The 12,309-nt window shown below is 60.1% G+C and carries 15 protein-coding genes; 5 read left to right on the forward strand and 10 right to left on the reverse strand.

Annotated elements, in window-relative coordinates; all coding sequences use genetic code 11:
- Positions 1 to 55: 55 nt before the first annotated feature.
- Complete coding sequence (locus ACFSE1_RS10535; RefSeq protein WP_377400807.1) at positions 56 to 1,285, forward strand: NnrS family protein; 1,230 nt, start codon at positions 56 to 58, stop codon at positions 1,283 to 1,285.
- 76 nt (positions 1,286 to 1,361) lie between these two features.
- Here the strand turns inward: ACFSE1_RS10535 and ACFSE1_RS10540 are convergent, their stop codons facing one another.
- Genes ACFSE1_RS10540 through ACFSE1_RS10555 form a run of 4 tightly spaced genes read right to left on the reverse strand, consistent with a single transcriptional unit; the run spans position 1,362 to position 3,824 of the window.
- A complete protein-coding gene (locus tag ACFSE1_RS10540) occupies positions 1,362 to 1,649 on the reverse strand; it encodes a metal-sulfur cluster assembly factor (protein WP_377400476.1) in 288 nt (95 codons plus the stop codon).
- Positions 1,646 to 2,158, reverse strand: coding sequence for a DUF2249 domain-containing protein (locus tag ACFSE1_RS10545; protein ID WP_377400479.1), 513 nt, complete (start codon positions 2,156 to 2,158; stop codon positions 1,646 to 1,648). Before ACFSE1_RS10545 ends, ACFSE1_RS10540 begins: the two co-directional genes overlap by 4 nt.
- Positions 2,159 to 2,197: 39 nt before the next feature.
- Complete coding sequence (locus ACFSE1_RS10550; RefSeq protein WP_377400482.1) at positions 2,198 to 3,544, reverse strand: hypothetical protein; 1,347 nt, start codon at positions 3,542 to 3,544, stop codon at positions 2,198 to 2,200.
- Between the two features lie 13 nt (positions 3,545 to 3,557).
- Entirely contained in the window at positions 3,558 to 3,824 is a 267-nt protein-coding gene (locus tag ACFSE1_RS10555) for a DUF2249 domain-containing protein (RefSeq protein ID WP_377400485.1), read from the reverse strand.
- Positions 3,825 to 4,008: 184 nt separating this feature from the next.
- Here ACFSE1_RS10555 and hemN point away from each other — a divergent pair, with 184 nt between their 5' ends.
- A complete protein-coding gene (gene hemN / locus ACFSE1_RS10560; protein WP_377400488.1) occupies positions 4,009 to 5,358 on the forward strand; it encodes an oxygen-independent coproporphyrinogen III oxidase in 1,350 nt (449 codons plus the stop codon).
- 77 nt (positions 5,359 to 5,435) lie between these two features.
- Here hemN and ACFSE1_RS10565 read toward each other — a convergent pair whose 3' ends face one another.
- From ACFSE1_RS10565 to ACFSE1_RS10580, 4 genes are read right to left on the reverse strand one after another with little or no spacing between them, the layout of a single operon-like run.
- The gene (locus tag ACFSE1_RS10565) at positions 5,436 to 7,331 is read right to left on the reverse strand and encodes a nitric oxide reductase activation protein NorD (protein ID WP_377400491.1); all 1,896 of its coding nucleotides are present in this window, start codon (positions 7,329 to 7,331) and stop codon (positions 5,436 to 5,438) included.
- A gap of 7 nt (positions 7,332 to 7,338) precedes the next feature.
- Positions 7,339 to 8,151 carry a CbbQ/NirQ/NorQ/GpvN family protein gene (locus ACFSE1_RS10570; protein ID WP_377400494.1) on the reverse strand — a complete coding sequence of 271 codons (813 nt, stop codon included), beginning with the start codon at positions 8,149 to 8,151 and terminating at the stop codon, positions 7,339 to 7,341.
- A 60-nt stretch (positions 8,152 to 8,211) separates the two neighbouring features.
- Entirely contained in the window at positions 8,212 to 9,552 is a 1,341-nt protein-coding gene (locus ACFSE1_RS10575) for a cbb3-type cytochrome c oxidase subunit I (RefSeq protein ID WP_377400497.1), read from the reverse strand.
- A 22-nt stretch (positions 9,553 to 9,574) separates the two neighbouring features.
- Positions 9,575 to 10,027 carry a c-type cytochrome gene (locus ACFSE1_RS10580; protein ID WP_377400501.1) on the reverse strand — a complete coding sequence of 151 codons (453 nt, stop codon included), beginning with the start codon at positions 10,025 to 10,027 and terminating at the stop codon, positions 9,575 to 9,577.
- A 230-nt stretch (positions 10,028 to 10,257) separates the two neighbouring features.
- On the opposite strand from ACFSE1_RS10580, the gene ACFSE1_RS10585 reads away from it, so the two are divergent.
- Positions 10,258 to 10,476, forward strand: coding sequence for a hypothetical protein (locus tag ACFSE1_RS10585; RefSeq protein ID WP_377400504.1), 219 nt, complete (start codon positions 10,258 to 10,260; stop codon positions 10,474 to 10,476).
- Here ACFSE1_RS10585 and ACFSE1_RS10590 read toward each other — a convergent pair.
- Both ACFSE1_RS10590 and ACFSE1_RS10595 read right to left on the reverse strand, forming a co-directional pair.
- Entirely contained in the window at positions 10,473 to 10,763 is a 291-nt protein-coding gene (locus tag ACFSE1_RS10590; protein ID WP_377400507.1) for a cytochrome C oxidase subunit IV family protein, read from the reverse strand. The genes ACFSE1_RS10585 and ACFSE1_RS10590 overlap by 4 nt on opposite strands.
- A gap of 4 nt (positions 10,764 to 10,767) precedes the next feature.
- Positions 10,768 to 11,313 carry a cytochrome c oxidase subunit 3 family protein gene (locus tag ACFSE1_RS10595; protein WP_377400510.1) on the reverse strand — a complete coding sequence of 182 codons (546 nt, stop codon included), beginning with the start codon at positions 11,311 to 11,313 and terminating at the stop codon, positions 10,768 to 10,770.
- A 117-nt stretch (positions 11,314 to 11,430) separates the two neighbouring features.
- Here ACFSE1_RS10595 and ACFSE1_RS10600 point away from each other — a divergent pair, with 117 nt between their 5' ends.
- The gene (locus ACFSE1_RS10600) at positions 11,431 to 11,586 is read left to right on the forward strand and encodes a hypothetical protein (RefSeq protein WP_377400513.1); all 156 of its coding nucleotides are present in this window, start codon (positions 11,431 to 11,433) and stop codon (positions 11,584 to 11,586) included.
- A 12-nt stretch (positions 11,587 to 11,598) separates the two neighbouring features.
- Positions 11,599 to 12,291, forward strand: coding sequence for an NnrU family protein (locus ACFSE1_RS10605; RefSeq protein ID WP_377400516.1), 693 nt, complete (start codon positions 11,599 to 11,601; stop codon positions 12,289 to 12,291).
- Positions 12,292 to 12,309: the final 18 nt, after the last annotated feature.

The following is a 12,309-nucleotide window of genomic DNA, read 5'->3' on the forward strand; positions in this document are numbered from 1 at the left end:
CAAAGATAGAGCGACTTTACCCAACCTATTGTCTCTTGAAAAAAGGAGACAAAATATGGGACATGCAAATCAAATCACTCCACCTGGTCGAGGTGGTGTACCGCGAGGGCTTTCGAGCACCGGACCCGTTCTTTTTTCTTATGGGTTCAGGCCATTCTTTTTGGGTGGAGCGGTATGGGCGTGCTGCGCAATGCTGCTCTGGATACTGACCCTGATGGGAACACTCGACATTGCGCAAGGATACGGTGCTTCCGCATGGCACGCGCATGAAATGCTGTTCGGATTTGGCAGTGCCGTCCTGGCAGGCTTTCTGCTGACGGCGGTTCCGAACTGGACTGGAAGGCTGCCCGTGTCAGGTGCCCCTCTGCTGGGGCTTTTTTCGCTCTGGCTGATCGGGCGCGTAGCACTGCTCATGCCGGACGTCACAGGCAATACCATCGCCGTAGCGCTCGATTCCCTCTTCTTGCCCGTGCTCCTGTTGATTTGCGCGCGCGAGGTCATCGCCGGGAGAAAGTGGAAGGACCTCAAGGTGGTGGCAGGGCTCGTCGTCCTGTCGGTTGCCAATATCTGCTTTCACATAGAAACCACGATGGAAGGTGCCCCCGATGTCAGCCCACGCCTCGCCATCGCGGCTTATATCGGGCTCGTCATCATTATCGGAGGACGCATCCTGCCGAGCTTTACCCGCAACTGGCTGGTAAAGGCCGGCGCAAAGCGGTTCCCCGCCTCGTACGACGGCTTCGACACAGGCACGATCATCGCGTCGGCCCTCGTTCTTCTGACCTGGGTTCTTCATCCGGAAGGAGCTGTCACCGCAGCCGCTGCCGCAGTGGTCGCCATCCTGCAGACCGTGCGGCTTTATCGCTGGCGCGGGTGGAAGACGTTTGCCGAACCTCTGGTGCTGATCCTGCACATCGCCTACCTGTTCGTGCCACTTGGCTTTGTTGCGATTGCGGTCTCTGCGGCGGGGCACATGGAAGCAAAAGCGGCCATGCATGTTCTCACCATCGGCACCGTTGCGACGATGATGCTGGCCGTCATGACCCGGGCGACCCGCGGCCATACGGGCCGCAACCTTGAAGCATCGATCATGACCAACCTCTCATATGCGGCCATCATCGTCTCCGCTTTTGTCCGCCCGCTGACATCGGTAATGCCGGACCAGTCAACCCTGATCCAGGCCATAGCGGGGATCTGCTGGATGCTGGCCTTCGCGCTTTATCTCTTGGAATATGCGCCCATGCTGACGCGCAAACGGCGCAAAGCGATCGCGTCCGGATCTTGACCGGCGCTTTCGGGTTTGGTCGCGGCGGGCCAAATTGCCGGTGTCGAGGCACGAACCCGTCGTGCCTCGACCACGTTCATGCGCGCATCATGTCCGGAGACCACGGCGGGTCATAGGTCAGTTCCACATCAATACGGGGGGCGAGTGCGAGCGAAACGACCCGCTCCCTGACGGCATCAACCAGAAAGCCGGAGAGCGGACAGCCGCGTGTCGTCGTCGTCATGCGGATCAGGATCTGATCGTCCGCAATCCTCTCGGCTGAATAGATCAAGCCGACATCAACAACGCTCATTCCGAGTTCCGGATCGATGACATCTGCAAGGGCCTGCGCAACCCGGTCGAACAGGAGGGCAGACGAAATCATTGCGTCACCTCACCGCGCCGGATCATGATGCGGAACGCGCTTCCGGTCTTGTCGTGATTGCCAACCCATTGATGTCCCCGCCTGACGAGCTCCGGGAAAAGCAACAATGGCTCACGCGCAAGGACCGCAAACAGCACATTGCCAGCAGGCAGCGCTTCCAGTGTCTCCAGAATCTCCATCATCGGCTGCGGCGGATCGAGATCCGTCAAATCCAGGTCGACGACAGGTTCGGGCCAGGTGGCCAGATCATCGACATTGTCGGATGCCAGAACTCCGGCATCCTTGGGGAAGAAACGCACTTCATAATCTCCCCCCGCCAGTTCAACGATCTCGTGGAGATAGCCTTTCCGCTCCATGACGGTAAACAGTGGTTGCGGCTTGAACGGTGCAAGCAGCCGAAGCCCTTCCGTCGGCCCGAGTTTATCGACTGCGGTCATAATGGCGATGAAGGGTTCGACCCCTGCCGCAAGCAGGGGTCGAACGTCGAGTTCCGTGTAGGTCAGGGGCATGGGCTCATTCCTTATGTTGTTGGCCTGGTCTGAATGGCCTTAGGGTGTGTGAGCATAGAGAAGGTATGGGCGGATCATGCCGACCGGGAACTTGATGTCCTCCGGCACGTAAGTCAGCCGCCGGGCATGAATGAATTCAAGGGCGAGCATGGAGACAGCGACAAGCTGCAGGCTGGCTGCGATGCGGAACATGATGAGAGCATCAGCCAGGAGAGCAATCAGGCCCACCACGACGCCCGCATGATAAAGGAGAAACCAGATACGGGCGCGACGGTCCCGGATCAGATCCTGGACACGCGGAACAGGCGCACGCCCCATCACGGGACCATAGGCTTCGAGCCAGGTGAGAAACGGCACAATCTTATAGAGCTGGGAGAGGCCGAGGCCGGAAAGCCATCCCATCGCCAGCACGTAGATCGCCGCTGCAGGCAAGGTCTGCGCATCGGGCACCATTGCCGCCCATGCGAGAAGAGCAAAACCGAGGGACAGGTATCCCAATGCGCCAAGGCCAAGGAGTGTGCTGAGTTCCAGCGCCTTGCGACGACGCGCCCGCACCATTCCTGCAATATCCGAGGAAAAGACCCATACACCGCAAGCAAGAAGCGCGAGAGCACCCCATTGCAATGATCCAGCCCCGGGAAGGCTGGAATTCTCGATGAGTGGGCCAAACCACAGGACACAGAGACCCGTGATGAGACTGGCCAGCATCGGGCGCGTTCGAAGGCCGGTCGCAGGCGCCACCAAGAACATGGAAAACAGCCGGTAGCTGACACCCGCGGCGGTGATGCTCATCCAGCCCAAGAGCCCCGACAGGGCGTGAACTGAAACGCCCGCTGTCAGCAATTCCGGCACGCTCTCGACGCCCGCCATGCCACTGAGAACACCGGTGAAGGATCCACCGAGCGTTATCGTGACAAGAAGCGAGATCAGCCCAATCAGCACCATCCAGCCGGAATGATCCACAGACTTTTGCGAGAGAATGGTCCAAGCAAAGGGCAGCGACAGGCAGACAAAACCTGCGGCCAGGCAAAGGGCCCCCGCTGGCATGATCAACAAATCAACATCCAGGCGCCCGCCAAGCGCCAGAAAGCCAATGAGCAAGGCCGACAGTCCGCTGATCAGCAGGATCAAGGCAGGTGCCGCCAGACATCCGAGGCGCGGCGTGGCGGCTGAGAGCACCGGCACGAACTGAAGCAGCGCGCCGCAGAACAGGAGCGCGAGCCAGCCGATCGTTATGAGATGGACAACAACGAGAGTGTCTGGTGCTCCCATACCGCCTGACGGGTATCCGAAGCCGGTGGCCATGGCCGTGAGGCCCAGCAGCAGGCAGGCGATCGACACCGCAAAATACGACATTGTAAAGCGCGATAGGGGCGCACCGGACATCGGAACCTCCTGGCTAGTGACCGCAACAGCACTCGCAGCCGCCCGCCTCAACGCGGGTGATCCGCACCTTCCACACCTCAGGGCCTTGAGAGAGATATTCCCAATCGAATTCGTCCGGATAGCGGCTCGAAATCTGGTGGTGGAGCGGCCGTGGATCGTGGTCGCTGGTGACATGCATAGCGGAACCCGGCGTCAGGCTCGCCAGCCTGCCAAAAATGGTAGGATGGCGCTGCGCTGGCGGGATGATCCGCACATCGATTTCGGGAATGGCACTCGGCATCATTCTCTCCGTGGTTTGATGACAGTCTGGACGATGCGTCCATGCCCCAAGCTACGGGCCATAGCGGTTGGAAACATTGTTCCCGAACAAACTCGATGCACTTTCCGCAGCCAGCTTGCGCAAGGGCAAAGAGGGTGAACGACGCGAAGGCTAAGCAGTTGGGCAATGTCTGGAGAGGACGAAGATGACCGACAGCATGATTGCAAAATATGGCGACGCGCGGTTGCCGCGCTACACGAGCTATCCCACAGCACCGCAATTTTCGAACGCTATCGGATCTGCCGAATACGGCAGCTGGATTGCAAAGATCGGCGCAGGCACGGTGTCGCTCTACCTGCACATTCCCTTCTGCCGTTCGATGTGCTGGTACTGCGGTTGTCACACCACGATCACGGAACGGGACGCGCCTATCGCCGATTATCTCGCGGTGTTGCGCTCGGAAATCGCAATGGTATCGAAACAATCGGACACCCGTTTGGACGTGCGCGAGATCCATTTCGGGGGCGGAACGCCAACCATCATCAGGCCGGACGAATTCCTTGCACTGATGGCGCTGATCCGCACGCGCTATGAGGTTCATCCTCGCGCCAATGTTTCCGTCGAGATCGATCCTCGCACCTTGACGGTGGAGATGGCCGAAGCGCTTGGCGCGGGCGGTGTCGCCAGGGCCAGTCTCGGCGTCCAGAGCTTCGATCCGGTCGTTCAGAAAGCCATCAATCGGATACAGTCGGAGGACACGACAGCCCGTTGCGTCGAAGCTCTGCGCCACAACGGCATCAACGGCATCAATTTCGACCTGATCTACGGTCTTCCGCACCAGACCGTCGCCTCCTGCAGACAGACGGCGCAGGCGGCGATTGCCATGCGCCCCGATCGGTTCGCAGTTTTTGGCTACGCCCATGTTCCGACATTCAAGAAGCATCAGCGCCTGATTGACGAGAGCGCGCTGCCCGATGCACAGGCGCGCCATGCGCAGGCGGAAGCGATCTCGGATGTCCTGACATCTGGCGGCTACATCCGCATAGGCCTCGACCACTTTGCCTTGCCAGAGGATGAACTCGCCCAATCAGCGTCCCTGGGCCGCCTGAGGCGGAATTTCCAAGGATACACGACAGACAACTGCGACGCGCTGCTTGGCTTTGGCGCCTCTGCCATCGGCCGGCTTCGCGACGGATACGTTCAGAACGAGGTTCCCCCGGGCCTTTATGCCCGTAAGGTGATGGCCGGGGAGTTGCCCATCGTCAAAGGATATTGCCTGACCGCAGAAGATCGGCTCCGGGCAGAGGTGATCGAGCGGCTGATGTGTGATTTTACCGTTGATCTCGCGGCGATCTCTGTCCGCCACGGTTTCCCCGCAGATGTCCTCATCCGCTCGAACGCCGGACTGCAGCAAATGGCAAGCGACGGATTCATCGCACTGGACGGTGAAAAAGTGCGTGTCGATAGTGCCTATCGCTTTCTGATCCGCACGGTTGCCGCGACATTCGACAGCTACCTGCATGAAAGCCGGCGCACCTTCAGCAAGGCGGCCTAAGAGCGGGTATTCCCAACAATGTGGGCTCGGAGACAGGGACCTGTCTCCGAGCCCATATTCGGATGCCAAGCCAGGGCTCAGCGTGTCAGGCCGCGGTAGATTGCCGGCAGCACCTGGGGCAATCGCCCGATATTGCCGACGATGGCAAAGCCGTTCCGCCCAAACATGGCCGGAAGGTAACTGCGGGCATCCTTATCGACCGTCACGGCAAAGACCGATGTGCCCTGCCGGCGCGCCTCGGCGACGGCCTTGCGGGAATCTTCCAGGGCAAACCGCCCCTCGTAATGATCGATATCGTTCGGCTTGCCGTCCGTCAGGATCAGAAGCAGGCGTCGGCGGTTTGGCTGTCTGCCGAGTTCAGCGGAGGCGTGACGGATGGCAGCGCCGATCCGGGTATAGTAACCCGGTTTGAGGCTGGCGATGCGCCGCTCCACCGCCGGGCTCATGGCCTCTCCAAAGGCCTTCACCGTTTCGACACGAACCCAGGAGCGGCGGCGCGACGTGAAGGTGAGGATAGAGTGGTTGGTGCCACAGGCACTCAAACCATGCGCCAGAACGGCAATTGCCTGCTTCTCGACATCGAGGACACGATGATCATCGAACCAGGCATCGGTCGACAAGGAAACGTCTGCGAGAATGGTCACAGCCAGATCGTGTCCCTGGGGACGGGAGAGAAGGTGGATCCGCTCGGACCCTTCTCCGCCGGCGGCAAGATCGCTACGCATACGGACAACGGCATCGAGATCGAGTTCCGCGCCATCAAGCTGGGCTTTCAGCGTCTCATTCTTGGGGCGCAGGATTTCGAACTGGCGGCGAACCTTCCGCACCAGTTGCGCCAAGTCAGCCGCCGGCTCGCAAACGGCCGTCTCTGACGCAGCAATCGCCGTCACCACCTTGCAATAGGATGGCATGTATTCGGCCTTGCGGTAGTCCCATTCGGGATAGGCAATCTCCGCTTCAAGCGGACCATGATCGACCCGCTCTGGCGGCAGATCCAAGTCAAACCGAAATCTGGACGACGGCCGCTCCAATCTCTTCCCGAGCGTGATTTCATCGAGATCGCGCGCCGCATCCTTGTCATTCTCCTCCTTGTCGTCCGTCGGGCGATCGATGTTGATCTTTTCCACCATCGCCAGGATCTTCTCGAAGCGGTTCAGGATGAACGGGCTTCGCTGCGTGGTTGGTCTGGCCGCGTCACGCTCCGCGCGGTATTGCCCATGGCCGGCTGCCGCGGCATTCGACCGATCCTCCCCCTCCTCATCGCTCAACGCACCACTCGCCTCCTCGCGAGGTTCAAAGCTCGGCCAGAGTGGAACTGCCATCATCCGTTGGTAACCGGCTGGGGCATGCTGCGGAAAGATCGCCGCTGGCAATGGGTTCGCAATCCCCGCAGCACCGCGCAGGATGCTGACGACCCTATTCTCCACAAGCTGTTCAACCGCTGGAAGATGCCCCCGCTTGCGTTCGAGAAGGACCGCCGCAGACAGGGCGGCATAGGTGCGGGAAAGCCCCGGAAAGCAGCGAATGACACGTCCGGCGGTCTCACCGGCCCGGTCAATCGCTTCCAGATCCGCCCGCATCGGGTCGGTCGATCGAAAGCGCGACAGCGCCATCTGCGCCATATAGGCGGCAAGCCAGATGTAGAGACTTCGGTTGAGTGACCGATCCGGGAAGAGGTCGATGGTCGGCGGCAACATTACGGTGCCTTTATCGCGCAGCGCCAGCGCCATCTTTTCTTCACCCAGCCCCACCAGTTGCCGCAGGCGCAATCTGTGAGAACTGGTGCGCGCATGGGCGGGACCGAGCTGCGCCGCCGCGTCCCCACCGAAGCCTCTGAAACAGGTGGCGAGGATGGGCTTCACCTCATCGAAATGGACCGCCATATCGGGGTAGCGCGGCATGCTTGAGGTTGTGCCGACCAGCCGGTGCCAGACCTTGCCGACGGTTTCTTCCATTTCCAGAAACTCGAACATGGTAACCTCAGGCAATCACGCCGCTTGCGACTTCAAGAAGGGCCACCTTGACGTCCGGGTCATCGGTCAGGGGCTCGATCATTGCAGCCTTGACCGCTTCGCGAACCGGCATTCCGCTGTCGACAAGCGCGGCACAATAGACGAGCAGCCGGGTCGAGACGCCTTCCTCGATGTCCTGATCCTTCAACTGGCGCAGACGACGGGCAAGTTCGACCAAGGGGGCGACCCGCGCCTCATCGAGTCCGCTTTCCGCCGAAACCACGGCGATCTCCTGCGCCTTGGGCAGGAAGCCGAATTCGATGGAGACGAACCGCTGCTTGGTGGATGGCTTCAACGCCTTCAGCAGGTTCTGGTATCCCGGATTGTAGGAGACGACGAGCATGAAGCCCGGCGGTGCCACAAGGTTTTCGCCGGTGCGCTCGAGCGGCAGAATGCGCCGGTCGTCGGTCAAGGGATGCAGCACGACCGCGACATCCTTACGAGCTTCGACGATTTCATCGAGATAGCAGATGCCGCCGTCACGCACCGACTTGGTCAGCGGACCATCGACCCAGACGGTGTCTCCGCCTTTGAGAAGATAGCGCCCGGTGAGATCGGCAGCAGCCAGATCATCATGGCAGGATACGGTCGAGAGCGGCAGGCCGAGACGTGCTGCCATGTGGCTAACGAAACGGGTCTTTCCGCAGCCGGTCGGCCCCTTGAGCAGCAAGGGAAGCTGGCGCGTCCAGGCCATCTCGAAGAGTGCGCATTCATTGCCGCCGGGAATATAGGGTGGAATTTCGACATGTGCCCGCTCCCGGGCCGAAGACAGTAGGTTCATGGATCTTTCTCCTGAGAAGGCGGTATCGGCCCCAGCCGGCTGGGTGGGGCCGGGTTCGGTTCATTCCGCTGCTTGCAAGGACGCAGCTACCGTCCGTTCCTTGCCAGGAACGAAGATCGCCCAGATGAACATGACTGCCGAGATGAGGACGAAGACGCCCGATCCCAGGCGGATCCAGTAGAAGAGAGCCAGCTGATCCTGCACATCCATGTAGCTTTCCCCCAGAACGCGCTGCAGGTGAACCTGAAGGACGCCTGCAAAAGTGAGGGCAAATGTCATGACCGACATGGCCGTGCACATGATCCAGAAGCTGACCATCGAGAGCATCTGGTTATAGGGGGCACGCCCGCGCAGTTCCGGAACGGCATAGGCCATGGCGGCAAGGTTCAGCATCACATAGGCGCCGAAGAAGGCCAGATGTCCGTGCGCCGCTGTGACCTGGGTGCCATGGGTATAGTAATTGACCGAGGACAGCGTATGCAGGAAGCCCCAGACGCCAGCCCCGAAGAAGGCCATGACCGAGCAGCCGATCGACCAGAGGATGGCCGCACGGTTCGGATGCTTGCGACCCGCCTTCCACGTCATCACGAAGGTAAAGATGACCATGGTGAAGAAGGGTGCGACCTCAAGAGTGGAGAAGATCGAGCCGATCCACTGCCAGTAGCCCGGCGCGCCGATCCAGTAGAAGTGATGGCCGGTGCCCAGAATGCCGGAGAAGAGTGCCAGTCCGACAATCACGTAGAGCCATTTCTCGACGACCTCGCGATCAATACCGTTCAGCTTGATCATCAGGAAGGCGAGGACCGAGGCCATGATCAGTTCCCAGACACCCTCGACCCACAGATGCACGACGTACCACCAGTACATCTTGTCGAGCGCGAGATTGGCCGGGTTGTAGAAGGCAAAGAGGAAGAAGATCGCCACACCCCACAGACCGAAGATCAGGATATTGGTCACGACTGTCTTGCGCCCCTTCAGCACCGTCAGTGTGACGTTGAAGAGGAAGATCAGGGCGACGATGACGATGCCGACCTTGATGATAAACGGCTGCTCAAGGAACTCGCGCCCTTCGTGGATGTGGAAGAGGTAGCCGACGACGGCAATCGCCGCGGCGATCAGGAAGAGCCAGAACTGCAGTACGGCAAGACGCGTGCTGTAAAGTTCCGTCTCCGCCTCTTCGGGCAGAAGGTAATAGGTTGTCCCCATGAAGCCCATCAGCAGCCACACGATCAGGGCGTTGGTGTGCACCATGCGCACGATGTTGAACGGCAGAAGCTCCGAAAGCGTGTTGGGCAGCACGTAGATTGTGCCAGCAAGCACCCCAAACAGCACCTGCGCAATGAACAGGCCGAGCGCGCCGTAAAAATACAGCATGGCGACCTTCTGGGTTTGATATTTCATCTTCGTGTTCCTTCCCTGGAGGTCAGCCAGCATCGTTCGGTGGCCATTTCTGGGTCTTGATCGTGCTGGTCCACCGAAGGAACTCGGCAAGATCGTTCAACTGCTGATCGGTCAGGTTGAACTGCGGCATCTGCCGGCGGCCTTCGATGCCGGTCGGCTGAGCCCGCATCCAGGCCTTGAGCGTTTCTCGAGTTCCTTCGACATCGTCGTCGCCCCCGAGGCGCGTCCAGACATTGCCGAGCTCGGGTGCGAAATAGGCACCTTCGCCGAGCAGCGTGTGGCAGTTGATGCAGGAATTCTGCTCCCAGACGTGCTTGCCGCGTGCAACCGCCTCGGTCAGCGTGCTTTCGTCAGTGGAGGTGGTGCGCATGTAGTAATGGCTGTGGGCCGTGAGCCCGAGGAAGATCGCGAAGAAGAAGGCCGACCCGCCGTAAAAGACGTTCCGCGCTCCTGTCTTGGTTAGATGTTCAGACATTCTTTGTCCCTCTCGCCCCTAGGGTCGGATTGGTGTGGCTGGTGCGGATGCCCGCCAAAAGCCGCCACCACAGCAGATGCGGGAAAACCCGCACGCCTTCTTTGTGCAAATGCAAACAAATCGCAGAGTGACGAAACCATGCGGTGAGACGGCTTTCGGGAGTGGCTGGAACAAGTGGCTGGAACAAGCGGCCTCGCCCCAGGTTGAGCGATGGGAGGAGGCCACCGCCGATGCCAACACTGATCCGCCTGATCGTCTCCAGCTACGTCAACGGCTTCCTGCTGGGGATGCTAACCCTGCTTGGCACCCTCATCGTACAACCATCCTCCGCTGCCGCGATGCTGCTTCAGGACAGCCCTTTGGGGCTTACACTCGCCCTCTTTGCCGCCGGCACCTCATTGGGGGCGGGGTCCCTGGCATCTGCACTCTGGTTCGAGGGACTGGACTAGCCGACAACCCCGAGCGCTGCCATGGCAGCCCGCATAGCGGCCGCCACGGCAAAGAAGACCGGCCATGCCAGAAGCGCAAGAGCCAGACGCGGGCGCGAGTTGCGGAAGCCCATGAAGTCGAAGATCACCCATCGCGACTTCACGAGCGTCAGAATGAGGATGAAAACGAAGATGATGAACGGAACCGCCTCGTGTTTCCACTGCGCGGCGGCGAGCCCCCCGATCATCGCAACAAACATGACGAGGGCCGCGCGGCCCATCAGCCAGATGTTCTTGTGCTGTTTCATGAAATCACCCCAGATACAAAACCGGAAAGATCGTCAGCCAGACGAGATCGATCACATGCCAGAGGGTCGCCACCATTCTGACGGCCGCGCCGTCCGCCCGTCTTGCGACGAAAAGCATCACAAGGCCGAGAAAGACGACGTGAGCCAGATGGAAGCCGGTGATCATGAAATAGAGCTCGAAGAAGGCGTGAAAGGTCGCGTCCCCGGCAAAGCGGATTTCGCCTGCATATTCGATGACCTTGATGCCGACGAATAGAAAGCCGAGGGCGGCAGCACCGAGCAGGGCCGCACGCCGGATACCGATAGACTGCGCGCGGTGCGCCTCTGCCGCAAGCCAGCCGCTGCCGATCAGAACCAGCGTGTTGAAGCTCGCCAAGCGACCATTCAGGTGAAGTTTCGCCATCGCGAAGCTTTCCGGCTGGAGCAAGGACAGGATCAGGAATGCGACAAGCAGGATGCCGAACGCAACTAACTCGCTCCAGACCAGAATCCAGAGGATCATGTCCTCGTCGGATCTTGAGCCGGAGTCTGCTTCAACAATGACCGTCATGCCGTGTCTCCCGTGTTACCCCAGCTGTAAAGACGGCTGCGTGCGGCTTCTTTGCGCCAGCGCAAGGACTTTACCTGCCGGGTGCGACACAAGGAGGCCAAGCAAGGAGTTCGGATCATGACAGACGCACAGGTAGGCCTCGTTGTGGCCACACCGATCATCATCGGCTTTTCGATCGCACTTCATCGTATGGGCGTGCTGCAGGCTTACAGTACGACCATCGCCGTCGCCGCATCCTGTCTCATCGCGGCAGTGCTCTTCCTGCAGCAATGAGGAGACGGCACCATGAACGGATTGCTCACAGCCTTCATCCTTTTCCTCGCCCTGCATTCCGTGCCTGCGTTTCCGCCCATACGCTCGCGTATTATCCTTCGCATTGGACGGCCCGCCTATTTCGTCGCCTACTCGATCACGTCCACCGCACTTCTGGCGTGGTTGTTCTATGAGGCACTGCAGACCGACTATGTGGAACTCTGGGGCACGCGCGCCTGGCAGGTCACCACGACACTTCTATTTGCGCCGCTCGGTCTCTGCTTCGTCGTTGCCGGCCTGATAAGCCCGAATCCGTTTTCGGTTACCTTGCGACAGTCAGACCACACACAGGGCGCAATCGTTACGTTTACCCGTCATCCCGTGCTGTGGGGCTTCGTGCTCTGGGCAGTCGGACACATCCTGCCCAACGGCGACCTCCGGTCCCTGCTCCTGTTCGGGGGACTTGCGGTGTTTTCGCTGGTGGGAATTTTTGTTGCGGAGCGCCGTTCCCGTGAACGGCTCGGCTCCCGCTGGCCGATCATGGCAGACGGATCTTCTATCATACCCTTCAAGGTGGTTCTGACGGGCAAGCGTCCGCTCTACATCGACGCGCCCATCGTCACCGGCGGCCTCGTTTCGACGCTGGTCTCAGCCTGGTTGCTTTCCGGCGGGCACGCGCATCTGTTTGGTGCCGATCCGCTCGCAAGCCTTGCAGCACTCCGATGAACTATGACCTGTGCATCA

It is taken from the genome of Affinirhizobium helianthi (assembly GCF_042680945.1).
GTDB lineage: Bacteria > Pseudomonadota > Alphaproteobacteria > Rhizobiales > Rhizobiaceae > Neorhizobium > Neorhizobium helianthi.